This is a genomic window from Streptomyces sp. NPDC096152, assembly GCF_044763235.1.
GTDB lineage: Bacteria > Actinomycetota > Actinomycetes > Streptomycetales > Streptomycetaceae > Streptomyces.
In genome coordinates, this window is sequence record NZ_JBIWFW010000008.1 from 388,138 (window position 1) to 412,977 (window position 24,840).

The window sequence follows — 24,840 nt, forward strand, 5'->3', positions numbered from 1 at the left end:
CCGCCGCGCGCCCGCGTGCCCGAATCCTCCCGAATGAACTGCCTTACGGAGCCTGACAGATGCAGCGTCATCTCATCTCGGCCGCCGACCTCACCCGCGACGACGCCGTCCTGATCCTCGACACCGCCGAGGAGATGGCCCGGGTCGCCGACCGGCCGATCAAGAAACTGCCGACCCTGCGCGGCCGCACCGTCGTCAACCTCTTCTTCGAGGACTCCACCCGGACCCGGATCTCCTTCGAGGCCGCCGAGAAGCGGCTGTCCGCGGACGTCATCAACTTCACCGCCAAGGGCTCCAGCGTGTCCAAGGGCGAGTCCCTGAAGGACACCGCCCAGACCCTGGAGGCCATGGGCGTCGACGCCGTCGTCATCCGGCACGGCGCCTCCGGAGCGCCCTACCGCCTCGCCAACTCCGGGTGGATCGACGCCGCCGTCATCAACGCCGGCGACGGCACCCACCAGCACCCCACCCAGGCCCTGCTGGACGCCTTCACCATGCGCCGCCGCCTGGTCGGCCGGGACGCCGGGATCGGCCAGGACCTGTCCGGCAAGCGGATCACCATCGTCGGCGACATCCTGCACAGCCGGGTCGCCCGCTCCGACGTCGACCTGCTGCACACCCTCGGCGCCGAGGTCACCCTGGTCGCCCCGCCCACCCTGGTCCCGGTCGGTGTCGAGACCTGGCCCTGCGAGGTGTCGTACGACCTCGACAGCACCCTTCCCAAGTCCGACGCGGTGATGATGCTGCGCGTCCAGCGCGAGCGCATGAACGCCGCCTTCTTCCCGACCGAGCGCGAGTACTCGCGGCGCTACGGCCTCGACGGCGACCGCATGGCGAAACTGCCCGAGCACGCCGTCGTGATGCACCCCGGCCCGATGGTCCGCGGCATGGAGATCACCGCCGAGGTCGCCGACTCCGAGCGCTGCACCGCCGTCGAGCAGGTCACCAACGGCGTCTCCATCCGGATGGCCGTGCTGTACCTGCTGCTCGGAGGCAACGAACCCGCCGTCACCCACACCCGCGTCACCGAGGAGAAGTAACGACGATGAGCAAGATCCTGATCCGTGGTGCGAAGGTGCTCGGCGGCGACCCGCAGGACGTCCTGATCGACGGCGAGACGATCGCAGAGGTCGGAACCGGTCTGAGCGCCGAGGGCGCCGAGGTCGTCGAGGCGGACGGCAAGGTGCTCCTCCCCGGCCTGGTCGACCTGCACACCCATCTGCGCGAGCCCGGCCGGGAGGACTCCGAGACCGTCCTGACCGGTACGCGGGCGGCCGCCTCCGGCGGCTACACCGCCGTGTTCGCCATGGCCAACACCTTCCCGGTCGCCGACACCGCCGGCGTCGTCGAGCAGGTCTGGCGGCTGGGCCGGGAGCACGGCTACTGCGACGTGCAGCCCATCGGCGCCGTCACCGTCGGCCTGGAGGGCAGGAAGCTCGCCGAACTCGGCGCCATGCACGAGTCGGCCGCCGGGGTCACCGTCTTCTCCGACGACGGCAAGTGCGTCGACGACGCGGTGATCATGCGCCGGGCGCTGGAGTACGTGAAGGCCTTCGGCGGGGTCGTCGCCCAGCACGCGCAGGAGCCGCGGCTGACCGAGGGCGCCCAGATGAACGAGGGCGTCGTCTCCGCCGAGCTGGGCCTCGGCGGCTGGCCGGCCGTCGCCGAGGAGTCGATCATCGCCCGCGACGTGCTGCTCGCCGAGCACGTCGGCTCCCGGGTCCACATCTGCCACCTGTCGACCGCCGGGTCCGTCGAGATCGTCCGCTGGGCCAAGTCCCGCGGCATCGACGTCACCGCCGAGGTCACCCCGCACCACCTGCTGCTCACCGACGAACTGGTGCGCACCTACGACCCGGTCTACAAGGTCAACCCGCCGCTGCGCACCGAGCGCGACGTGCACGCCCTGCGCGAGGCGCTCGCCGACGGCACGATCGACATCGTCGCCACCGACCACGCCCCGCACCCGCACGAGGACAAGGACTGCGAGTGGGCCGCGGCCGCCATGGGCATGGTCGGCCTGGAGACCGCGCTGTCGGTGGTCCAGGAGACCATGGTCGACACCGGCCTGCTGGACTGGGCGGGCGTCGCCGACCGCATGTCCTTCGAGCCCGCCCGGATCGGCCGGGCCACCGGCCACGGCCGCCCCGTCTCGGCAGGTGAGCCCGCCAACCTCACGCTCGTCGACACGGCATACCGTGGGCAGGTGGACCCCGCGGGCTTCGCCTCGCGCAGCCGCAACACCCCGTACGAGGGACGCGAGCTGCCGGGCCGTGTCACCCACACGTGGCTCCGGGGCAAGGCCACGCTCGTCGACGGGAAGCTCACGTGACACCTGCACCTCTGCTCGCAGCCGGGCTCGCCGGCGGGCTCGCGGCCGAAAGGAAGTCGGCCGCGGTCACCGACTGGGCCGCACGGCTCGGCTGGCTCGTCGGTCTCGCCCTCTTCGTCGCCCTCGTCTACTGGCTGATGCGCGAGGGCTGGAAGTGGCGCGGCACCCTCCAGGGCGACCTGCCGGAGCTGCCGGGCGCGCCGGATGAACCCGGCGAGGCCAGACTGACCATGAGCGGGCGCTACCACGGCTCCACCACCGCCGGTCAGTGGCTGGACCGCATCGTGGCGCGCGGCCTGGGCACCCGAAGCCGGGCCGAGCTCACGCTGACGGACGCGGGCCTGGACGTCGTACGCCCCGGGGCGACGGACTTCTTCGTCCCGGCGGAGCGGCTGCGCGGGGCCCGGCTCGACAAGGGCATCGCCGGCAAGGTCCTCACCGAGGGCGGCCTGCTGGTGGTGACCTGGGCGCACGGCGAGCGGCTGATCGACTCCGGGTTCCGCTCGGACCGCGCGGCCGAGCACGCCGAGTGGGTCGCCGCACTCAACTCCATGACCGAAACGAACACCACGGAAGGCGCCGAACGATGACCACCTCCACCAGGGGAACCGGACAAAGGGTTCCCGCCGTACTCGTCCTGGAGGACGGCCGGGTCTTCCGCGGCCGTGCCTACGGGGCCGTGGGGGAGACGTTCGGCGAGGCCGTGTTCTCCACCGGCATGACCGGGTACCAGGAGACCCTCACCGACCCGTCGTACCACCGCCAGGTCGTCGTGATGACCGCCCCGCACGTCGGCAACACCGGCGTCAACGACGAGGACCCCGAGTCGAAGCGGATCTGGGTCTCCGGCTACGTGGTGCGCGACCCCGCGCGCGTGCCGTCCAACTGGCGCTCCGTGCGCTCCCTGGACGAGGAACTCGCCGCGCAGAACGTGGTCGGCATCAGCGGCATCGACACCCGCGCCCTCACCCGCCATCTGCGCGAGCGCGGCGCCATGCGCGTCGGCATCTTCAGCGGCGACGCGATCGCCGACGACGCCGCGCTGCTGGCCCGCGTCCAGCAGGCGCCCGAGATGGTGGGCGCCGACCTGTCCGCGGAGGTGGCCACCAAGGAGGCCTACGTCGTCCCCGCGATCGGCGAGAAGAAGTACACCGTCGCCGCGATCGACCTCGGCATCAAGGGCATGACCCCGCACCGGATGGCCGAGCGCGGCATCGAGGTGCACGTGCTGCCCGCCACGGCCACGGTCGAGGACGTGTACGCGGTCGCCCCCGACGGCGTGTTCTTCTCCAACGGGCCGGGCGACCCGGCCACCGCCGACCACCCCGTCTCCGTCATGCGGGGCGTCCTGGAGCGTGGCACGCCGCTGTTCGGCATCTGCTTCGGCAACCAGATCCTGGGCCGCGCGCTGGGCTTCGGCACCTACAAGCTCAAGTACGGCCACCGCGGCATCAACCAGCCGGTGCAGGACCGTACGACCGGCAAGGTCGAGGTCACCGCGCACAACCACGGCTTCGCCGTCGACGCCCCGGCCGACCGGGTCTCCGACACCCCCTTCGGCCGCGCCGAGGTCTCCCACGTCTGCCTGAACGACAACGTGGTGGAGGGCCTCCAGCTCCTCGACCGGCCGGCCTTCAGCGTCCAGTACCACCCCGAAGCGGCAGCGGGCCCGCACGACGCCGCCTACCTGTTCGACCGCTTCGTCTCCCTGATGGAGGGCCAGCGTGCCTAAGCGCACCGATATCCAGTCCGTCCTGGTCATCGGCTCCGGCCCGATCGTGATCGGCCAGGCCGCCGAGTTCGACTACTCCGGCACCCAGGCGTGCCGCGTCCTGCGGGCCGAGGGCCTGAGGGTCGTCCTGGTCAACTCCAACCCGGCGACGATCATGACCGACCCGGAGATCGCCGACGCCACCTACGTCGAGCCGATCACCCCGGAATTCGTCGAGAAGATCATCGCCAAGGAGCGCCCCGACGCCCTGCTGCCCACCCTGGGCGGCCAGACGGCCCTCAACACGGCGATCTCGCTGCACGAGAACGGCGTCCTGGAGAAGTACGGCGTCGAGCTGATCGGCGCCAACGTCGAGGCCATCCACAAGGGCGAGGACCGCGACCAGTTCAAGGAGGTCGTGGAGGCCGTCCGGCGCAAGATCGGCCACGGCGAGTCCGCCCGCTCCGTGATCTGCCACACCATGGACGAGGTGGTGGCCGGCGTCGACGAGCTCGGCGGCTACCCGGTCGTCGTCCGCCCGTCGTTCACCATGGGCGGCGCCGGCTCCGGCTTCGCCCACGACGAGGACGAGCTGCGCCGCATCGCCGGCCAGGGCCTGACGCTCTCCCCGACCACCGAGGTGCTCCTGGAGGAGTCCATCCTCGGCTGGAAGGAGTACGAGCTGGAGCTGATGCGCGACAAGCACGACAACGTCGTGGTCGTCTGCTCCATCGAGAACTTCGACCCGATGGGCGTGCACACCGGCGACTCGATCACCGTCGCCCCGGCGATGACGCTGACCGACCGCGAGTACCAGGTTCTGCGCGACGTCGGCATCGCGGTCATCCGCGAGGTCGGCGTCGACACCGGCGGCTGCAACATCCAGTTCGCGGTGAACCCCGAGGACGGCCGGGTCATCGTCATCGAGATGAACCCGCGTGTGTCGCGCTCCTCGGCCCTCGCCTCCAAGGCGACCGGCTTCCCGATCGCCAAGATCGCCGCCAAGCTCGCCGTCGGCTACACCCTCGACGAGATCCCGAACGACATCACGCGGGAGACCCCGGCCTCCTTCGAGCCGACCCTCGACTACGTGGTCGTGAAGGCCCCGCGCTTCGCCTTCGAGAAGTTCCCGCAGGCCGACTCCACGCTGACCACGACCATGAAGTCGGTCGGCGAGGCCATGGCCATCGGCCGCAACTTCACCGAGGCCTTCCAGAAGGCGCTGCGCTCGCTGGAGAAGAAGGGCAGCCAGTTCACCTTCGTCGGCGAGGCCGGGGACAAGGACGAGCTGCTGCGCGAGGCCGTGCGCCCGACCGACGGCCGGATCAACACGGTCATGCGGGCCATCCGCGCGGGCGCCACCCCGGAGGAGGTCTTCGACTTCACGAAGATCGACCCGTGGTTCGTCGACCAGCTCTTCCTGATCAAGGAGATCGCGGACGAACTGGCCGGGGCCCCCGAGCTCACCGCCGACCTGCTCGCCGAGGCCAAGCGGCACGGCTTCTCGGACCAGCAGATCGGCGAGATCCGCGGCCTGCGCGAGGACGTCGTCCGCGAGGTCAGGCACGCGCTCGGCATCCGCCCGGTCTACAAGACGGTCGACACCTGCGCCGCCGAGTTCGCCGCGCGGACGCCGTACTTCTACTCCTCCTACGACGAGGAGACGGAGGTGGCCTCCCGCGAGAAGCCCGCGGTGATCATCCTGGGCTCCGGCCCGAACCGCATCGGCCAGGGCATCGAGTTCGACTACTCCTGCGTCCACGCCTCCTTCGCGCTGTCCGACGCCGGGTACGAGACCGTGATGGTCAACTGCAACCCGGAGACCGTCTCCACCGACTACGACACCTCCGACCGGCTGTACTTCGAGCCGCTCACGCTTGAGGACGTGCTGGAGATCGTCCACGCGGAGCAGCAGGCCGGCCCGATCGCCGGCGTCGTGGTCCAGCTCGGCGGCCAGACCCCGCTGGGCCTCGCGCAGGCGCTCAAGGACAACGGCGTGCCGATCGTCGGCACGTCCCCCGAGGCGATCCACGCCGCCGAGGACCGCGGCGCCTTCGGCCGGGTCCTCGCGGAGGCCGGCCTGCCCGCCCCCAAGCACGGCACCGCCACCACCTTCGCCCAGGCCAAGGCCATCGCCGACGAGATCGGTTACCCGGTCCTCGTGCGGCCGTCGTACGTCCTCGGCGGGCGCGGCATGGAGATCGTGTACGACGAGGCCCGCCTGGAGTCGTACATCGCCGAGTCGACCGAGATCAGCCCCTCCCGGCCGGTGCTCGTCGACCGGTTCCTCGACGACGCCATAGAGATCGACGTCGACGCGCTCTACGACGGCGAGGAGCTCTACCTCGGCGGCGTGATGGAGCACATCGAGGAGGCCGGCATCCACTCCGGCGACTCGGCGTGCGCGCTGCCGCCGATCACCCTCGGCGGGTTCGACATCAAGCGCCTGCGCGCCTCCACCGAGGGCATCGCCAAGGGCGTCGGCGTGCGCGGCCTGATCAACATCCAGTTCGCACTGGTCGGCGACATCCTCTACGTCCTCGAGGCCAACCCGCGCGCCTCCCGCACCGTCCCCTTCACCTCGAAGGCGACCGCGGTGCCGCTGGCGAAGGCCGCCGCCCGGATCTCGCTGGGCGCGACCGTCGCCGAGCTGCGCGAGGAGGGCCTGCTGCCGAGGAACGGCGACGGCGGCACCATGCCCATGGACGCGCCGATCTCCGTCAAGGAGGCGGTCATGCCGTGGTCCCGCTTCCGGGACATCCAGGGGCGCGGCGTCGACACGGTCCTCGGCCCGGAGATGCGCTCCACCGGCGAGGTCATGGGCATCGACTCCGTCTTCGGCACGGCCTACGCCAAGTCGCAGGCGGGGGCGTACGGCCCGCTGCCCACCAAGGGCCGCGCCTTCATCTCGGTCGCCAACCGGGACAAGCGCTCGATGATCTTCCCGGCCCGCGAACTCGTCGCCCACGGCTTCGAGCTGCTCGCCACCTCCGGCACCGCCGAGGTCCTCAAGCGCAACGGCATCAACGCCACGGTCGTGCGCAAGCAGTCCGAGGGCACCGGCCCGAACGGCGAGCGGACCATCGTCCAGCTGATCCACGACGGCGAGGTCGACCTGATCGTCAACACCCCGTACGGCACCGGCGGCCGCCTCGACGGCTACGAGATCCGTACGGCGGCGGTGGCGCGCTCCGTGCCCTGCCTGACGACGGTCCAGGCGCTCGCCGCCGCGGTCCAGGGCATCGACGCCCTCAACCACGGCGACGTCGGCGTGCGCTCCCTCCAGGAACACGCGGAACTCCTGACCGCGGCCCGCGACTAGCAGCCCCGAGGGGGACACCGGAAACGGTGTCCCCCTCTTCATGAGGCTCTCCACTTCATGAGGCTCTCCACGAGGACACCTACATGTACCAGCTCTTCTTCCGTCTGCTCTTCCGGCGGATGGACCCCGAAGCGGCCCACCACCTGGCCTTCCGCTGGATCCGCCTGGCCGCCCGGATCCCCGTGCTGCGCACGTTCGCCGCGGCCGTCCTGGCGCCCCGGTACAAGGAACTGCGCACCGAGGCCCTCGGGCTGCGGATGCACGGGCCGTTCGGGCTCGCCGCCGGCTTCGACAAGGACGCGGTCGGCATCGACGGCATGGCCATGCTCGGCTTCGACCACGTCGAGATCGGCACCGTGACCGGCGAGCCGCAGCCCGGCAACCCCAGGAAGCGGCTGTTCCGCCTGGTCGCGGACCGGGCGCTGATCAACCGCATGGGCTTCAACAACGAGGGCTCCCTCGCCGTCGCGGCGCGCCTGGCCTCGCGCACGCCCGTCTTCCGGACCGTCGTGGGCGTCAACATCGGCAAGACCAAGGTCGTCCCGGAGGAGGAGGCGATCGGCGACTACGTGAAATCGGCCGAGCGGCTGGCCCCGCACGCCGACTACCTGGTCGTCAACGTCTCCTCCCCGAACACCCCGGGGCTGCGCAACCTTCAGGCCACCGAGGCCCTGCGCCCGCTGCTGAGCGCGGTGCGCGAGGCCGCCGACCGCGCGGTGCCCGGCCGCCGGGTGCCGCTGCTGGTGAAGATCGCGCCCGACCTGGCAGACGAGGACGTCGACGCGGTCGCCGACCTCGCCGTGGAACTGGGCCTGGACGGCATCATCGCCACCAACACCACCATCGCGCGCGAGGGCCTCGGCCTGAGGTCCGACCCGGCGCTGGTGAAGGAGACGGGCGGTCTGTCCGGAGCGCCGCTGAAGGCGCGCTCCCTCCAGGTGCTGCGCCGTCTCTACGCGCGCGTGGGGGACCGCATCACGCTCGTAGGCGTGGGCGGCATCGAGGACGCCGAGGACGCCTGGCAGCGCATCCTGGCCGGCGCCACCCTGATCCAGGGATACAGCGCCTTCATCTACCAGGGGCCCTTCTGGGGCCGGGCCGTCCACAAGGGGCTCGCCGCCCGCCTGCGCACCAGCCCGTACCCCACCCTCGCCGACGCGGTCGGCGCCGACGTCAGGAAGACGGAGAAGACGGCATGAGCCCGCTGGACCCCTTCGGCGCACGCCTGCGCCGCGCCATGGACGAGCGCGGACCGCTGTGCGTCGGCATCGACCCGCACGCCTCCCTGCTCACCGAGTGGGGACTGAACGACGACGTGGCCGGCCTGGAGCGGTTCAGCCGCACCGTGGTCGAGTCCCTGGCCGACCGGGTCGCCGTCCTGAAGCCGCAGATCGCCTTCTTCGAGCGCTTCGGCTCCCGGGGCCTGGCCGTCCTGGAGAAGTCGGTGGAGGAGGCGCGGGCGGCCGGCGCGCTGGTCCTGATGGACGCCAAGCGCGGCGACATCGGCTCCACCATGGCCGCCTACGCCGAGTCCTTCCTGCGCAAGGACGCCCCGCTGTTCTCGGACGCGCTGACCGTCTCGCCGTACCTCGGCTTCGGTTCGCTGCGGCCCGCGGTCGAGCTGGCCCGGGAGAGCGGCACGGGCCTGTTCGTGCTGGCGCTGACCTCCAACCCGGAGGGCGGCGAGGTCCAGCACGCCGTGCGGTCCGACGGCCGCAGCGTGGGGGCGACGATGCTCGCCCACCTCGCCGCGGAGAACGCGGGGGAGGAGCCCCTGGGGTCCTTCGGCGCGGTCGTGGGTGCCACGCTCGGCGACCTGTCGTCGTACGACCTCGACATCCACGGGCCGCTCCTCGCGCCCGGGATCGGCGCCCAGGGCGCCACCCCGGCCGATCTCCCGCGGGTGTTCGGGTCCGCGGTGCGCAACGTGGTGCCGAACGTGAGCCGGGGTGTTCTTCGTCACGGTCCCGACGTCGTCGCGCTGCGTGACGCGGCGGAACGATTCGCGGAGGAGATCAGGGTCGCGGTGGTCACCGGCTGAGTCTCCGGGGAAGGGGCCGGGGGCCTCTTGAGTCTGGATACATGCTCAAATCCAGGGCAGTATGTCCTAAATATCCGCCCTGGCGGAGGCTGACCAGGACTTTTCCGCTGTTCTCGCTGACTCTGGCGGACTTGACCGCTAGTCTCCGTCGAGTGGGGGCGCCTCCCACGCCCTCCCAGGCAGTGGGGGAGAGCGGGCAAGCGTGTTGCTCGCGGCTCCCCAGGTGTGGGGCGACTAGGTTCCTCACCGGTCCGTATCCGACAGTTCGACATCCGAGGTGACGTAGGCGTGGCTCTTCCGCCCCTTACCCCTGAACAGCGCGCAGCCGCGCTCGAAAAGGCCGCCGCGGCTCGCCGGGAGCGGGCCGAGGTCAAGAATCGACTCAAGCACTCCGGCGCCTCCCTGCACGAGGTCATCAAGCAGGGCCAGGAAAACGACGTCATCGGCAAGATGAAGGTTTCCGCCCTGCTCGAGTCCCTGCCGGGCGTGGGCAAGGTCCGCGCCAAGCAGATCATGGAGCGGCTCGGCATCTCCGAGAGCCGCCGCGTGCGCGGCCTCGGTTCCAACCAGATCGCCTCCCTGGAGCGCGAGTTCGGCAGCACCGCATCCTGAGTCCCGGGAACCCCGGGATTGCTGGAATAATCGCTGCATGGCTGTAACACCCCGGGGGACGACCCCCGAGCCCCCGGACGCACGTCCGCGGCTGACCGTGCTCTCCGGCCCCTCCGGGGTCGGCAAGAGCACGGTCGTCGCTCATATGCGCAAGAAGCACCCCGAGGTCTGGCTCTCGGTGTCGGCGACGACCCGCAAGCCCCGCCCCGGCGAGCAGCACGGAGTCCACTACTTCTTCGTCACCGACGACGAGATGGACAAGCTGATCGCCAACGGCGAGCTGCTGGAGTGGGCGGAGTTCGCCGGCAACCGCTACGGCACGCCGCGCGCCGCCGTGCTGGAGCACCTGGAGTCCGGAGTGCCGGTCCTCCTCGAGATCGACCTCCAGGGCGCGCGGCAGGTCCGCGAGTCCATGCCCGAGGGTCGGCTCGTGTTCCTGGCCCCTCCCTCCTGGGAGGAGCTGGTGCGCCGGCTCACCGGCCGGGGCACCGAGCCGCCCGAGGTGATCGAGCGCCGCCTGGTGGCCGCGAAGATCGAGCTGGCGGCCGAGCCGGAGTTCGACGAGACCCTGGTCAACACCTCCGTCGAGGACGTGGCGCGCGAGCTGCTAGCCTTGATGGACGTTGTGTGATCGTGACGGTCACACTGACTGATTCTTTCCCATCCATCGGAAGGTAGAGCGTGTCCTCTTCCATTTCTGCGCCCGAGGGCATCATCAACCCGCCGATCGACGAGCTCCTCGAGGCCACCGACTCGAAGTACAGCCTCGTGATCTACGCGGCCAAGCGGGCCCGCCAGATCAACGCGTACTACTCGCAGCTCGGCGAGGGCCTCCTGGAGTACGTCGGTCCGCTCGTCGACACGCACGTCCACGAGAAGCCGCTCTCCATTTCCCTGCGCGAGATCAACGCGGGTCTGCTGACGTCCGAGGCCATCGAGGGCCCGGCGCAGTAGGTCGTGTGCGGATTGTCATATCCGCAGACCGCAGCGGTTTTTTCCACAGGCCCGGCAGCGCGACTGTCGGGCCTGTGGTGTGTCATAGACCCGTGCGCCCGTCCCTGGCGCACGCGAGCCGAGTCCGGGAGAGACGGTGGACAAGCCGAAGGTCGTTCTGGGGGTCAGCGGCGGCATCGCCGCATACAAGGCCTGTGAGCTGCTGCGCCGACTCACGGAGTCGGGCCACGACGTCCGCGTGGTCCCCACGGCCTCCGCGCTCCACTTCGTCGGCGCCGCCACCTGGTCGGCGCTGTCGGGCAACCCCGTCTCCACCGAGGTCTGGGACGACGTGCACGAGGTCCCGCACGTCCGCATCGGGCAGCACGCCGACCTGGTCGTCGTCGCCCCGGCCACGGCCGACATGCTGGCGAAGGCGGCCCACGGCCTCGCGGACGACCTGCTGACCAACACCCTGCTCACCGCCCGCTGCCCGGTGGTCTTCGCCCCGGCCATGCACACCGAGATGTGGGAGCACCCGGCCACCCAGGAGAACGTGGCGACACTGCGCGGCCGGGGCGCCGTCGTCGTCGAACCGGCCGTCGGCCGACTGACGGGCGTCGACACCGGCAAGGGCCGGCTGCCCGACCCGGCCGAGATCTTCGAGGTCTGCCGCCGGGTGCTCGCCCGCGGGGTCACCGAGCCCGACCTGAAGGGGCGGCACGTCGTCGTCAGCGCCGGCGGCACCCGCGAACCCCTCGACCCCGTCCGCTTCCTCGGCAACCGCTCCTCCGGCAAGCAGGGCTACGCCCTGGCGCGGACCGCGGCGGCCCGGGGAGCCCGCGTCACCCTGATCGCCGCGAACACCGGCCTGCCGGACCCGGCGGGCGTCGACGTCGTCCAGGTGGGGACGGCCGTGCAGATGCGCGAGGCGGTGCTGAAGGCGGCCGCTGACGCCGACGCGGTGGTCATGGCCGCCGCGGTCGCGGACTTCCGCCCTGTGGCGTACGCGGCCGGGAAGATCAAGAAGAAGGACGACCAGGAACCGGAACCCATCGCTCTGGTGCGGAATCCGGACATCCTCGCGGAGATGTCGGCCGACCGGGCGCGGCCCGGACAGGTGATCGTGGGCTTCGCCGCGGAGACCGACGACGTCCTCGCCAACGGGCGGACGAAACTGGCCCGCAAGGGCTGCGACCTGCTCGTGGTGAACGAGGTGGGCGAGCTCAAGACCTTCGGCTCGGAGGAGAACGAGGCCGTGGTGCTGGGCGCCGACGGCACCGAGACCCCGGTGCCGTACGGACCGAAGGAGGCCCTGGCCGAAACCGTGTGGGACCTGGTGACGGCCCGGCTCGGCTGAATGTTTCATTCGGCTCGACGATCGCTCGAGCCCGGACTTCGGCGCGTGGCGACTCTGGCCAAGCCCGCCGGGCATTGGGCAGAATGCCCGTGCCGCAGGTCACAGCGTTCCCGAGAGACGAGACGGGTAGGCCCACGGCGGAGAGCGACCGATAAACTGTTCTCGGACGACCGGGCGCAGCCCCGTGCCGTCCGCCCATGATCAGCCAGCAGCCGCTGCAACCCCAGGGAGCGTTGTGTCCCGTCGCCTGTTCACCTCGGAGTCCGTGACCGAAGGTCACCCCGACAAGATCGCTGACCAGATCAGCGACACCATTCTCGACGCGCTTCTGCGGGAGGACCCGACCTCCCGGGTCGCCGTGGAGACGCTGATCACCACCGGCCTGGTGCACGTGGCCGGCGAGGTCACGACCAAGGCCTACGCGGACATCGCGACGCTGGTCCGCAACAAGATCCTCGAGATCGGCTACGACTCCTCCAAGAAGGGCTTCGACGGCGCCTCCTGCGGCGTGTCGGTGTCGATCGGCTCGCAGTCCCCGGACATCGCGCAGGGCGTCGACACCGCCTACGAGTCCCGGGTCGAGGGCGACGACGACGAGCTGGACCGGCAGGGCGCGGGCGACCAGGGCCTGATGTTCGGGTACGCGACGGACGAGACGCCGACGCTGATGCCGCTGCCGATCTTCCTGGCGCACCGCCTGTCGAAGCGGCTGTCGGACGTGCGCAAGAACGGCACGATCCCCTACCTGCGCCCGGACGGCAAGACGCAGGTCACCATCGAGTACGACGGCGACAAGGCGGTCCGCCTGGACACCGTCGTGGTCTCCTCCCAGCACGCGTCCGACATCGACCTGGAGTCGCTGCTGGCGCCCGACATCCGCGAGTTCGTCGTGGAGGCGGAGCTGAAGGCGCTCCTGGAGGACGGCATCAAGCTGGACACCGAGGGCTACCGTCTGCTGGTGAACCCGACCGGCCGTTTCGAGATCGGCGGCCCGATGGGCGACGCGGGCCTGACCGGCCGCAAGATCATCATCGACACCTACGGCGGCATGGCCCGGCACGGCGGCGGCGCGTTCTCCGGCAAGGACCCGTCCAAGGTGGACCGCTCGGCGGCGTACGCGATGCGCTGGGTCGCGAAGAACGTCGTGGCGGCGGGTCTGGCCGCCCGCTGCGAGGTCCAGGTCGCCTACGCGATCGGCAAGGCCGAGCCCGTGGGCCTGTTCGTGGAGACCTTCGGCACCAACAAGGTCGAGACCGAGAAGATCGAGAAGGCGATCGAGGAGGTCTTCGACCTCCGTCCGGCCGCCATCATCCGCGCCCTGGACCTGCTGCGTCCGATCTACGCCGAGACCGCGGCGTACGGTCACTTCGGCCGCGAGCTGCCGGACTTCACCTGGGAGCGCACCGACCGCGTGGACGCCCTGCGCGCCGCGGTGGGCGTCTAGTCGCCGTTCTCACCCCGGGGGCCGCGGTTCCCAGGGGTGCGTGAGAGGCACACGAGGCCCGGTTCCCTTCGGGGGCCGGGCCTCGGCCCTGTCCGGCGCCCCCGGTTGTCGGTCCCGTTTGGTAAGAATGCAAGCGTGAGCAGCGAGAACGGGCCGGGGGACGGCGAGGCCGGTCAGGCCCCGCCGGAGCAGCTTGCGCTCATCCGGGAGAGCGTGCGCAAGGCCAAGGAGCCCCGCGCCAAGCCCCGCACCTGGCGCGGCGCCGCGCTCGCGGGGGAGCTGCCGGTGGCCCGGGTGCTGGTCGACAAGGGCGTGCTCCACCTCGACCGCTCCTTCGACTACGCGGTGCCCGCGGAACTGGACGCCGACGCGCAGCCCGGCGTGCGGGTGCGCGTGCGGTTCGGGGCCGGACGGCACCGGGTCCGGGAGGGGCGCCGCGAGGGCGGCGGGCTCATCGACGGGTTCCTGATCGAGCGGCGCGCCGAGTCCGACTACTCCGGCCCGCTCGCCGCCCTCGCCCAGGTCGTCTCGCCCGAGCCCGTGCTCGGCCCGGAGCTGCTGGGCCTGGCGCGCGCCGTCGCCGACCGGTACGCGGGCAGCCTCGCCGACGTGCTGCAGCTCGCCGTGCCGCCGCGCAGCGCGCGCGCCGAGCGGCGGCCCTCGCCCGCGCCGCTGCCGCCGCCCGCCGCGCCCGAGCCGGGCTCCTGGGCGCGCTACGAGCGGGGGCCCGCCTTCCTGGCGGCGCTGGCCGCGGGCGGCACGCCGCGCGCGGTGTGGAACGCGCTGCCCGGCCCCGAGTGGAGCGAGGAACTGGCCCGGGCCGTCGCGGCGACGCTCGCCTCCGGGCGCGGCGCGCTGGTCGTCGTACCGGACGGGAGGACCGCCGCCCGGGTGGACGCCGCGCTGACCGCCCTGCTGGGCGAGGGCCGGCATGTACTGCTCACCGCAGACGCCGGGCCCGAGAAGCGGTACCGCCAGTGGCTCGCGGTGTCCCGGGGCTCCGTCCGGGCCGTCGTCGGGACCCGGGCCGCCATGTTCGCGCCGGTGCGGGACCTCGGGCTCGTCGCGCTCTGGGACGACGGGGACGACAGCCACAGCGAGCAGCACGCGCCGCAGCCACACGCCCGCGAGGTGCTGCTGCTGCGCGCGGCGCAGGACAAGTGCGCCTTCCTGCTCGGCAGTTGGAGCTGCACCGTGGAGGCCGCGCAGCTCGTGGAGAGCGGCTGGGCCCGGCCCGTCGTGGCCGCGCGGGAGCAGGTGCGGCGGACCGCCCCGCTCGTCCGGACCGTGGGGGACGGGGACCTCGCTCGCGACGAGGCCGCCCGGGCCGCCCGGCTCCCCTCGCTCGCCTGGCAGGCGGCCCGGGAGGGGCTGCGGCACGGGCCCGTCCTGGTGCAGGTGCCCCGGCGGGGGTACGTGCCGCGGATGGCCTGCGCGCAGTGCCGCACGCCCGCGCGCTGCCGGCACTGCGCGGGCCCCCTGCAGGGACAGGACGCCGGAGTGCCGCGCTGCGACTGGTGCGGGCGTGAGGAGTCCGCCTGGCACTGTCCGGAGTGCGGATCCTTCCGGCTGCGGGCCCAGGTCGTCGGGGCCCGGCGGACCGCGGAGGAGCTGGGGCGCGCCTTTCCCGCCGTGCCGGTACGGACGTCGGGACGCGAGCACGTGCTCGACACGGTGCCGGGGACACCCGCGCTGGTGGTGAGCACCCCCGGCGCCGAACCGGTCGCCGAGGGCGGCTACGCGGCGGCCCTGCTGCTGGACGGCTGGGCCATGCTGGGCCGCCCCGACCTGCGGGCCGGTGAGGACGCGCTGCGGCGGTGGATCGGCGCCGCAGCGCTCGTCCGGCCGCAGGAGGCGGGCGGGACCGTGGTCGTCGTCGCCGAGCCGACGCTGCGGCCGGTGCAGGCGCTGGTGCGCTGGGACCCCGTGGGACACGCGGTGCGGGAGCTGGCCGAGCGGGCCGAACTGGGTTTCCCGCCGGTGTCCCGGATGGCGGCCGTGTCGGGTCCGGCGGAGGCGGTCGCGGAGTTCCTCCGCGCGGCCCGGCTGCCTCCCGAGGCCGAGGTGCTCGGTCCCGTGCCGTTCCCGGTCACGCCGCCGGGGCGGCCCCGCCGGTCGGGGGATCCGCCGCCCGGTGAGCACTGGGACCGGGCGCTGGTCCGGGTGCCGCCCGGCAGCGGAGCCGCGCTGGCCGCCGCGCTGAAGGCCGCACAGGCGGCCCGGACGGCACGCGGCGGCGCCGACGCCGTTCGGGTGCGCGTCGATCCGCCGGACATCGGGTGAGGTGACCCACCAGCCTTCGTGGGCGGCGTGCCCGGCTCCCGGTCATGGGCCCGCGGGGCCCGGAGACACCGCCGCCCTCCCGGACGTCCCGGGAGGGCGAGGCGGGGGTGGTCAGCCGTTGCGGGGACCGGGGAAGGGCGTCGGCCGGATGTCCTCGCGCAGGGACGGGCTGCCCGCCGTCGGCTGGGTCGGCATGGAGCGGGCCGCGGGGACCGTCGGTACCGCGGGGATCGGGCCGCCGACGTTGACCGCGCGGCTGTCCGTCGGCTCCGGGGCCCGCTCGGGCTCGGCGGCCGTCTGGGCCGCGGCGCGGCGCGCGCCGTAACGGCGGTGCACCGCCTGCTTGGTGACGCCGAGGGCCGAGCCCACGGCGTCCCACGAGAAGCCCAGCGAGCGGTCGAAGTCCACGGCGGCCGTGACCAGGGTCTCGACACTGTCCCGCAGCTCCTGCGCGAGACGGACCGTCGGGGCGGGGGCGCGTCCGTAGACGACGAAGCCCGTGGAGGGACCGGAGCGGCGCGGGCGGTAGACGTTCCCCAGCTGGGCGGTGAGCGTGCGCAGTGCGTCCACCTGCCGGCGGACCCGCTCGATGTCCCGCACCAGCAGGTGCAGGCTGGCCCGGGCCTGGGCGTCGTGGGTTGCGTGGTCGGCCATGAAAAAGCCTCTCGAACCGGCGTTGAAGGGAACCGGGCCGCGCGGGCGGCCGGTTGTGGTCAACTCTTCCTTGACCAACGCGCTCACCCTCCGCTGGTCACGCTCTGGGGCGTAAGAGCATCCGCGTACGCCCCCGTGGAAGGGCGTGCGCTGCGGGGTGCCCCATCGCCGGACATCACCGGACCGCCGCCGACCCGCGTCGGCCGTCGCCCGTCGGCGGCGGCGCCGCGGCCATGGCCATAGACTGGTGCGCTGCCCGCCGTCCACCCCGCCCGAGAGGCCCAACTCCGCCCATGAAGCTCGTCTTCGCCGGTACCCCCGAGGTCGCCGTTCCCGCTCTGGACGCCCTGATCGCCTCCGGACGGCACGAGGTGGCCGCCGTCGTCACGCGGCCCGACGCGCCGGCCGGCCGCGGGCGCAGGCTGATCGCGAGCCCCGTCGCCGAGCGGGCGGAAGAGGCCGGCATCGAGGTGCTCAAGCCCCTCAAGCCGCGCGACCCCGACTTCCTGGCGCGGCTCGCGGAGATCGCCCCGGACTGCTGCCCCGTCGTCGCCTACGGCGCCCTGCTGCCCCGGGCCGCCCTCGACATCCCGGCGCACGGCTGGGTCAACCTGCACTTCTCGCTGCTGCCCGCCTGGCGTGGCGCCGCGCCCGTGCAGCGCGCCGTCATGGCCGGGGACGAGATCACCGGTGCCTCGACCTTCCTCATCGAGGAGGGCCTCGACTCCGGACCGGTCTACGGCACCATCACCGAGGAGGTCCGCCCCACCGACACCAGCGGCGACCTGCTCACCCGGCTCGCCTTCGCGGGCGCCGGCCTGCTCGCCGCGACCATGGACGGCATCGAGGACGGCACGCTGAAGGCCGTACCGCAGCCGGCCGAGGGCGTCACCCTCGCGCCGAAGATCACGGTCGAGGACGCCCGGGTCGAGTGGACGACCCCGGCCCTGCGCGTCGACCGCGTGGTGCGCGGCTGCACCCCGGCCCCCGGCGCCTGGACCACGTTCCGCGGCGAGCGGCTCAAGCTGATGCACGTCGTCCCCGTCCCCGAGCGGACGGACCTCGCCCCCGGCGCCCTGTCCGTCGGCAAGAACAACGTGTACGCGGGCACCGGTTCCTACGCGGTCGAACTGCTGTGGGTGCAGGCCCAGGGCAAGAAGCCGATGCGGGCCGCGGACTGGGCGCGCGGGGTGCGCATCGCGGACGGCGAGATCCTCGGGGGGTGACACCCGGCGCGGGGCGCGCGGAGCGGGACGTAGGGTAGGTGCACAGCGCACCCAGACTTCCGGAGCACCTTTTTCGTGAGCGACACCACCCGTCGGCCCCGCAAGCCCGCCAAGCCGTACCGCCGTCCCCAGAAGGACCCCGTCCGCGTCCTCGCCTTCGAGGCGCTGCGCGCCGTGGACGAGCGGGACGCGTACGCCAACCTCGTCCTGCCGCCGCTGCTGCGCAAGGCGCGGGAGAAGGGCGACTTCGACGGCCGCGACGCGGCGCTCGCGACCGAGCTGGTGTACGGCACGCTGCGCCGGCAGGGGACCTACGACGCGATCCTCGCGTCCTGCGTCGACCGGCCGCTGCGAGAGGTCGACCCGCCGGTGCTCGACGTGCTCAGCCTGGGCGCCCACCAGCTCCTCGGGACGCGGATCCCCTCGCACGCGGCCGTGTCCGCCACCGTCGAGCTGGCCCGGGTCGTGCTCGGCGACGGGCGCGCCAAGTTCGTCAACGCCGTGCTGCGCAAGGTCGCCCGGCACGACCTCGACGCGTGGCTGGAGAAGGTCGCGCCGCCCTACGACGAGGACCCCGAGGACCACCTCGCCGTCGTGCACTCCCACCCCCGCTGGGTCGTCTCCGCCCTGTGGGACTCGCTCGGCGGCCCACGCGCCGGGATCGAGGACCTGCTGGAGGCCGACAACGAGCGGCCCGAGGTCACCCTGGTCGCCCGGCCGGGCCGCGCCACCACCGACGAACTGCTGCGCGAGGACGCCGCGGTTCCGGGACGCTGGTCCCCGTACGCCGTGCGCCTCACCGAGGGCGGCGAGCCGGGGGCCGTGGACGCCGTCCGGGAGGGCCGCGCGGGAGTGCAGGACGAGGGTAGCCAGCTGGTCGCCCTCGCCCTGGCCAGCGCCCCGCTGGAGGGACCGGACGAGAAGTGGCTCGACGGCTGCGCCGGGCCCGGCGGCAAGGCGGCCCTGCTGGCCGCACTCGCCGCCGAGCGCGGGGCGGCGCTGCTCGCCTCCGAGAAGCAGCCCCACCGGGCCGGGCTGGTGGCCAAGGCGCTCGCCGGGAACCCCGGGCCGTACCAGGTGATCGCCGCGGACGGGACCCGGCCGGCCTGGCGGACCGGCAGTTTCGACCGGGTGCTCGTGGACGTGCCGTGCACCGGGCTCGGCGCGCTGCGCCGGCGGCCCGAGGCGCGGTGGCGGCGCCGTCCGGAGGACCTGGACGGTTTCGCCCCGCTCCAGCGCGGGCTGCTGCGCACCGCGCTGGAGTCCGTGCGCGTCGGCGGCGTCGTCGGCTACGCCACCTGCTCGCCCCACCTCGCCGAGACCCGTGCCGTGGTCAACGACGTGCTGAAGCAGTTCCCCGGGGCCGAGCTGATCGACGCCCGGCCCCTGCTGCCGGGTGTCCCCGCCCTCGGGGACGGACCGGACGTCCAGCTGTGGCCGCACCTGCACGGCACCGACGCGATGTACCTGGCCCTCGTCCGCCGGACCGCCTGACCGTCGCTCAGCCCCCGGACTCCGGCACGGTCTCCCGCCTCCGCCGCTTCATCCGCCAGCCGCCCGGCATCACGTAGTGGGCGACCAGCGCCAGCCCGAACGGCAGGAAGCTGACGGTCAGCATGGTGAGCCGCAGCCCGTTGCTGAAGTCCAGCCCGAGGTTCAGCCCGGCCGACTGCCGGAGCAGGTTCGGGTCGTACACGGCGGTGCCCGGGGGGCTCACCGCCAGCTGGCTGCGTACCGCGTTCACGGCCTGCTCCGCCTGGGACTCGGAGAGCCCGCGCGTACGGGCGTCCGCCAGCCACTCGTGCTGGAAGAAGAAGTTCAGCAGCAACAGGTAGACGGTGGGCCCGAACGCGTTGCCGGTCATGGAGGCGGCCGACTGCACGGAGGCCACCGTGCCGGTGCGCCCGGAGGGTGCGTGGGAGAGGACCGTCTCGGACACCGAGGTGGAGGTCATCGTGATGCCGAGGTTGCACAGCCAGGTGGCCAGCAGAAGCAGCCACAGCGCCATCTGGGGGCCGGCGGAGCCCGCCATCACCAGGCCACTGGCCGTCAGCACCAGCAGGCCGGTCACCATCACGGGTCGCGGGGTGTACCTGCCCATGAGGCGCCCGGCCAGGATCGCGGTCCCGGCGATCAGCCCGGTGCCGGGCAGGAACAGCAGACCGATGGTCTCCGGCGGCAGCGACAGCACCGCGTCGCCGAACTGCCCCAGGGAGAAGCTGAATCCGGCGCCCAGGAAGTTCAGCGTAAGGGCCCCCACCAGGGCCACGTTGAACGCGGGGACCCGGAACAGCGCCAGATCCACGGCGGGTTCGGGGGTACGGCGCTCGTGGAGCACGAACAGCACGGCGGCGAGCACGCTGATGAGCAGGGGCACCCAGGTCTCGGGCCGGGCGACGCCGTTCTGTGCCGCGGCCATGCCGACGACGAGGGACAGCAGGGCCACACCGACCAGCAGGACGGCGGCCACGTCGAGCGGGCGCCGTTCGTGGGCGGGCGGCTCGGGGACGCGCCGGGCGGTCAGCCAGAACGAGAACAGGCACAGCAGCGGGGAGATCAGGAACAGCGACCGCCAGCCGACCTGGTCCACCAGCCAGCCCGCGATCGCCGGGGTCACCCCGACCACGAACATCTCGATGGCCATGAACACGCCGAGGGCGGCTGGCCGCTTCTCCGACGGCACCGAGGCCTTCAGCAGGGCCATGGAGACACCCAGCAGCGCGGTCAGACCCACGCCGTCCAGGAAGCGCATCGCCAGCAGGAAGCGGTAGCCGGTGGAGAGCGTCGAGAGCAGATTGGCGATCGTGACGATCACCAGTCCCACCATGAGCAGCCGCTTGAGCCCGAACGCGTCCCCCACGCCGCCCGCCGCGAGGACGGCGGCGGCCACCACCAGCGTCGCCGCGCCGCCCAGCAGCCCGACCAGGTCCTGCGGCACGTGGAGGGCCCGGCTCACCTCGGCCAGGTTCAGGCTGAGCAGCAGTGGGTCGAGGACCGTGACCGTGAAGGCCAGGGAGAGCCCGAGGACGATGGGCAGATTGCTTCCTCTCGTCTCTGGCCGGGCCCTCGGCACCGCAACACCTCCCGTGGTCCCCCCGCGGGTCGTCTGCCGGTCGACGATAGAACGGCCGTCCCACGGCGGCGCGCTTTTCCGGTCCGACGCGCACGGGGCGACCGGCGTTCGAGTCGGCCGGGGCGCCGCCGGACGGGCCCCGCGCGCTTCAGCCGGGTACCGGGGCGAACAACCGTGCCCGGGCATGGCAGTCTTGGGTCATGGCCGTGCAGATCAACCCCAGCATCCTGTCCGCCGACTTCGCGCGCCTCGCCGACGAGGCGAAGGCGGTCGACGGCGCCGACTGGCTCCACGTGGACGTCATGGACAACCACTTCGTCCCGAACCTGACCCTCGGCGTGCCGATCGTTGAGTCCCTGGCCCGGGCGACGGACACCCCGCTGGACTGCCACCTGATGATCGAGGACGTGGACCGCTGGGCCCCGCAGTACGTCGAAGCCGGTGCCTCCTCGGTCACCTTCCACGTCGAGGCCGCCGCCGCCCCCGTCCGGCTCGCGCGCGAGATCCGCGCCAAGGGCGCCCGGGCCTCGATGGCGCTCAAGCCCGCCACGCCCATCGAGCCGTACGAGGACCTGCTCCCCGAGCTCGACATGCTGCTGATCATGACGGTGGAGCCGGGCTTCGGCGGTCAGGCGTTCCTCGACATCATGCTGCCGAAGATCCGCCGCACCCGTGAGCTGATCAGCAAGCACGGTCTCGAACTGTGGCTCCAGGTCGACGGCGGCGTTTCGGCCTCTACGATCGAACAGTGCGCGGACGCCGGCGCGGACGTGTTCGTCGCCGGCTCCGCGGTCTACGGGGCCAAGGACCCCTCGGACGCGGTACGTGCATTGCGCACCCAGGCGGAAACGGCCATCGCCCGGGCGTCATGGGCGTGCGACCACTGAGCCACAGGTACGTGAACGGCTCCCATCAGGGCTGATCGAGTGCGCCGGATCTGCGAGGATGAACGGCGAATCCAGAGTGTGAACAGCAGTGAGGAGATCGCCGTGTCGGGTATGTCGGCGGGCCGGTCAGCCATGCGGATGGGACCCGCTGAGCTGGTGCAGGCGGCGGCCATGGCCCGCCGCTTCTACCTCGAGGGCAAGTCCAAGATCCAGATCGCGGAGGAGTTCGGCGTCAGCCGCTTCAAGGTGGCCCGGGTCCTGGAGACCGCCCTCGAACGGGATCTCGTGCGCATCGAGATCCGTGTCCCGGCCGAGCTGGACGCCGAGCGCTCCGACGCGCTCCGCGCCCGCTACGGCCTCAGGCACGCCGTCGTGGTGGAGTCCCCGGCCGAGGCCGAGGAGACGCCCGACCCGGAGAACCTCGGCGAGGTCGCCGCGGACCTGCTCGGCGAGCTGGTCGACGAGGGGGACGTCCTCGGCCTGGCCTGGGGCAGGTCCACCATCCACATGGCCGCGGCCCTCGACCGGCTGCCGCCGTGCACGGTGGTGCAGCTGACGGGCGTGTACGACGCCGGGACCTCCGAGCGCGGCTCGGTGGAGGCCGTGCGCCGCGCCGCGCAGGTGTCCGGCGGCGACGCCCACCCCATCTACGCGCCGATGCTGCTGCCGGACGCGGCCACCGCGGGGGCGCTGCGCCACCAGACGGGGATCGCGCGGGCCTTCGAGTACTTCGACAAGGTCACGGTCGCCTGTGTGTCCATCGGCTCCTGGGAGCCGGGCATCTCGACGGTGCACGACATGCTCAGCGACGAGGAGCGCGCGCACTACGCCTCGCTGGGTGTCGCCGCCGAGATGGCGGCCCACCTGTTCGACGCCGAGGGGCGCCGGATCGGGCGGGACCTGGGGGAGCGGTGCATCACGGTCAAGGCCGACCAGCTGCGCCGTATCCCGGAGGTCGTCGCGATCGCCGGCGGCCAGCGCAAGGCGGCGGCGATCGACGCGGTGCTGCGGTCCGGGCTGGTCACCAGCCTGGTCACGGACACCTCGGCCGCGGACTACCTGATGACGGCGGGCCCGACCCCGAAGCCGGCCCTGAACCGGGCGGACCCCGACGGCGTCTGACGGGCGCCGGACGCCTCCGGCGACACGTCGTGCGGGGAGGGGCCGCGGCAGCAGCGTGCCGCCGCGGCCCGTCCCCGTCGGTCCCCTCTCCTCCCGGGCGGTGCCGAGATGACGAGTGTTCTCCCAGGCCATGGACACGACGCCCGCGCTCCGGGTGGTGCGCGCCCTTGGACGTTCCTCCGAAAGGCCCGCTGACCAGCCTGGACGTTTCGACCGGGGATGACGATCCGGACTCCATGGGACAATGAAGTACGTGCTCTTCCCCCCTGGCTGACCTGTCGGGGGGCCGCCTTGAGATCGACTGGGATGTGCAGCACGTGCGTTTCCTCAATGACATCCGGCCCGCCTACGACCTGACGTACGACGACGTCTTCATGGTGCCGAGCCGCTCCGCGGTCGGTTCGCGTCAGGGCGTGGACCTCAGTTCCCCGGACGGCACGGGCACCACCATCCCGCTCGTCGTCGCCAACATGACCGCCATCGCCGGCCGCCGCATGGCCGAGACGGTGGCGCGCCGCGGCGGCCTGGTGGTCATTCCGCAGGACATCCCGATCGACGTGGTCACCGAAGTGATCTCCTGGGTGAAGAGCCGCCACCACGTCCTGGACACCCCGATCGTGCTGGCGCCGCACCAGACCGTCGCCGACGCCCTGTCCCTGCTGCCCAAGCGGGCGCACAACGCGGGCGTGGTCGTCGACGAGAACCACCGGCCGGTCGGCGTCGTCACCGACCGCGACCTCAGCGGCGTCGACCGCTTCACCCAGCTCGAAGTGGTCATGTCCCGGGACCTGCTGCTGCTCGACGCCGGGATCGACCCGCGCGAGGCCTTCAACACCCTCGACGCGGCCAACCGGCGCTACGCCCCGGCCGTCGACCGGGACGGCAGGCTGGCCGGCATCCTGACCCGCAAGGGCGCGCTGCGCGCGACGCTGTACGCGCCGGCCGTCGACGCGGACGGCAGGCTCCGCGTCGCCGCCGCCGTCGGCATCAACGGCGATGTCGCGGGCAAGGCGAAGCAGCTGCTGGACGCGGGCGTCGACACGCTCGTCATCGACACCGCGCACGGCCACCAGGAGTCGATGGTCAGCGCCGTCAAGGTGGTCCGCGACCTCGACCCGCGGGTGCCGCTCGTCGCGGGCAACATCGTCTCCGCCGAGGGCGTCAGGGACCTGGTCGACGCGGGCGCGGACATCATCAAGGTCGGCGTGGGCCCGGGCGCCATGTGCACCACCCGCATGATGACCGGCGTCGGACGGCCGCAGTTCTCCGCCGTGCTGGAGTGCGCGGCCGAGGCGCGCAAGTACGGCAAGCACGTGTGGGCCGACGGCGGTGTCCGCCACCCGCGGGACGTGGCGATGGCGCTCGCCGCCGGCGCGTCCAACGTCATGGTCGGCTCGTGGTTCGCGGGCACCTACGAGTCGCCGGGCGACCTCCAGCAGGACGCGAACGGCCGGCTCTACAAGGAGTCGTTCGGCATGGCCTCGGCCCGTGCGGTGCGCAACCGCACCTCGGAGGAGTCGGCCTACGACCGCGCCCGCAAGGCGCTGTTCGAGGAGGGCATCTCCACCTCCCGCATGTTCCTTGACCCGGCGCGCCCGGGCGTGGAGGACCTGATCGACTCGATCATCGCGGGCGTCCGCTCCTCCTGCACCTACGCCGGTGCCGCCTCCCTGGAGGAGTTCGCCGAGAAGGCCATCGTCGGCATCCAGAGCGCGGCCGGCTACGCCGAGGGCAAGCCCCTGCACGCCAGCTGGAGCTGACCGGCGCCGCCCCGCCCCCGACCCCGTGCCCCGGGAGGGTTTTCCGCTCGGCGAGCGGAGGGCCGGAGGGCGGTCGGGCT

20 protein-coding genes are annotated in these 24,840 nt (G+C 72.5%); 18 read left to right on the forward strand and 2 right to left on the reverse strand.

The window, feature by feature from the left end:
* The first annotated feature begins 59 nt into the window (after positions 1-59).
* The 13 genes from ACIQ9G_RS27660 (at position 60) to ACIQ9G_RS27720 (ending at position 16,038) form a co-directional block, all read left to right on the forward strand.
* Positions 60-1,040 (forward strand): aspartate carbamoyltransferase catalytic subunit, encoded by a 981-nt coding sequence (locus ACIQ9G_RS27660; protein ID WP_356185202.1) that lies wholly within the window; start codon positions 60-62, stop codon positions 1,038-1,040.
* Between the two features lie 5 nt (positions 1,041-1,045).
* Entirely contained in the window at positions 1,046-2,332 is a 1,287-nt protein-coding gene (locus tag ACIQ9G_RS27665; protein ID WP_392193801.1) for a dihydroorotase, read from the forward strand.
* On the forward strand, positions 2,329-2,922 hold the full coding sequence (locus ACIQ9G_RS27670; RefSeq protein ID WP_403614612.1) for a hypothetical protein: 594 nt from the start codon (positions 2,329-2,331) through the stop codon (positions 2,920-2,922). The genes ACIQ9G_RS27665 and ACIQ9G_RS27670 overlap by 4 nt, the downstream gene beginning before the upstream one ends.
* Positions 2,919-4,064 (forward strand): glutamine-hydrolyzing carbamoyl-phosphate synthase small subunit, encoded by a 1,146-nt coding sequence (carA, locus tag ACIQ9G_RS27675; protein WP_403614615.1) that lies wholly within the window; start codon positions 2,919-2,921, stop codon positions 4,062-4,064. Before ACIQ9G_RS27670 ends, carA begins: the two co-directional genes overlap by 4 nt.
* On the forward strand, positions 4,057-7,365 hold the full coding sequence (gene carB, locus ACIQ9G_RS27680; protein WP_403614617.1) for a carbamoyl-phosphate synthase large subunit: 3,309 nt from the start codon (positions 4,057-4,059) through the stop codon (positions 7,363-7,365). Before carA ends, carB begins: the two co-directional genes overlap by 8 nt.
* Before the next feature lie 83 nt (positions 7,366-7,448).
* Positions 7,449-8,564 (forward strand): quinone-dependent dihydroorotate dehydrogenase, encoded by a 1,116-nt coding sequence (locus tag ACIQ9G_RS27685; RefSeq protein WP_403614620.1) that lies wholly within the window; start codon positions 7,449-7,451, stop codon positions 8,562-8,564.
* Complete coding sequence (gene pyrF, locus ACIQ9G_RS27690; RefSeq protein ID WP_403614622.1) at positions 8,561-9,406, forward strand: orotidine-5'-phosphate decarboxylase; 846 nt, start codon at positions 8,561-8,563, stop codon at positions 9,404-9,406. The genes ACIQ9G_RS27685 and pyrF overlap by 4 nt, the downstream gene beginning before the upstream one ends.
* A gap of 288 nt (positions 9,407-9,694) precedes the next feature.
* On the forward strand, positions 9,695-10,018 hold the full coding sequence (locus ACIQ9G_RS27695; protein ID WP_006607450.1) for an integration host factor: 324 nt from the start codon (positions 9,695-9,697) through the stop codon (positions 10,016-10,018).
* 37 nt (positions 10,019-10,055) lie between these two features.
* Complete coding sequence (gene gmk / locus ACIQ9G_RS27700) at positions 10,056-10,649, forward strand: guanylate kinase (protein ID WP_403614624.1); 594 nt, start codon at positions 10,056-10,058, stop codon at positions 10,647-10,649.
* 50 nt (positions 10,650-10,699) lie between these two features.
* Entirely contained in the window at positions 10,700-10,972 is a 273-nt protein-coding gene (gene rpoZ / locus ACIQ9G_RS27705; protein WP_067025681.1) for a DNA-directed RNA polymerase subunit omega, read from the forward strand.
* 136 nt (positions 10,973-11,108) lie between these two features.
* Positions 11,109-12,311 carry a bifunctional phosphopantothenoylcysteine decarboxylase/phosphopantothenate--cysteine ligase CoaBC gene (gene coaBC / locus ACIQ9G_RS27710; protein ID WP_403614627.1) on the forward strand — a complete coding sequence of 401 codons (1,203 nt, stop codon included), beginning with the start codon at positions 11,109-11,111 and terminating at the stop codon, positions 12,309-12,311.
* Positions 12,312-12,546: 235 nt separating this feature from the next.
* Complete coding sequence (metK, locus tag ACIQ9G_RS27715) at positions 12,547-13,755, forward strand: methionine adenosyltransferase (protein ID WP_403614629.1); 1,209 nt, start codon at positions 12,547-12,549, stop codon at positions 13,753-13,755.
* 135 nt (positions 13,756-13,890) lie between these two features.
* The gene (locus tag ACIQ9G_RS27720) at positions 13,891-16,038 is read left to right on the forward strand and encodes a primosomal protein N' (RefSeq protein WP_403614631.1); all 2,148 of its coding nucleotides are present in this window, start codon (positions 13,891-13,893) and stop codon (positions 16,036-16,038) included.
* 111 nt (positions 16,039-16,149) lie between these two features.
* Here ACIQ9G_RS27720 and ACIQ9G_RS27725 read toward each other — a convergent pair whose 3' ends face one another.
* Positions 16,150-16,692, reverse strand: a complete 543-nt coding sequence (locus tag ACIQ9G_RS27725; RefSeq protein ID WP_403614633.1) for a hypothetical protein — start codon at positions 16,690-16,692, stop codon at positions 16,150-16,152.
* Positions 16,693-16,985: 293 nt separating this feature from the next.
* Between ACIQ9G_RS27725 and fmt the strand changes: the two genes are divergently transcribed.
* Both fmt and ACIQ9G_RS27735 read left to right on the forward strand, forming a co-directional pair.
* Positions 16,986-17,918: a methionyl-tRNA formyltransferase gene (gene fmt / locus ACIQ9G_RS27730; RefSeq protein WP_403614636.1), complete on the forward strand. Its 933-nt coding sequence runs from the start codon at positions 16,986-16,988 to the stop codon at positions 17,916-17,918.
* 75 nt (positions 17,919-17,993) lie between these two features.
* Entirely contained in the window at positions 17,994-19,412 is a 1,419-nt protein-coding gene (locus ACIQ9G_RS27735) for an RsmB/NOP family class I SAM-dependent RNA methyltransferase (protein ID WP_403614638.1), read from the forward strand.
* Between the two features lie 7 nt (positions 19,413-19,419).
* Here the strand turns inward: ACIQ9G_RS27735 and ACIQ9G_RS27740 are convergent, their stop codons facing one another.
* On the reverse strand, positions 19,420-20,991 hold the full coding sequence (locus ACIQ9G_RS27740) for an MFS transporter (protein ID WP_403614641.1): 1,572 nt from the start codon (positions 20,989-20,991) through the stop codon (positions 19,420-19,422).
* A gap of 200 nt (positions 20,992-21,191) precedes the next feature.
* Between ACIQ9G_RS27740 and rpe the strand changes: the two genes are divergently transcribed.
* From rpe to ACIQ9G_RS27755, 3 genes are all read left to right on the forward strand, one after another.
* Complete coding sequence (gene rpe / locus ACIQ9G_RS27745) at positions 21,192-21,878, forward strand: ribulose-phosphate 3-epimerase (protein ID WP_403614644.1); 687 nt, start codon at positions 21,192-21,194, stop codon at positions 21,876-21,878.
* Between the two features lie 78 nt (positions 21,879-21,956).
* Positions 21,957-23,000: a sugar-binding transcriptional regulator gene (locus ACIQ9G_RS27750; RefSeq protein ID WP_403614647.1), complete on the forward strand. Its 1,044-nt coding sequence runs from the start codon at positions 21,957-21,959 to the stop codon at positions 22,998-23,000.
* Between the two features lie 317 nt (positions 23,001-23,317).
* Positions 23,318-24,760 carry a GuaB1 family IMP dehydrogenase-related protein gene (locus ACIQ9G_RS27755; protein WP_403614649.1) on the forward strand — a complete coding sequence of 481 codons (1,443 nt, stop codon included), beginning with the start codon at positions 23,318-23,320 and terminating at the stop codon, positions 24,758-24,760.
* The last annotated feature ends 80 nt before the right edge of the window (positions 24,761-24,840 follow it).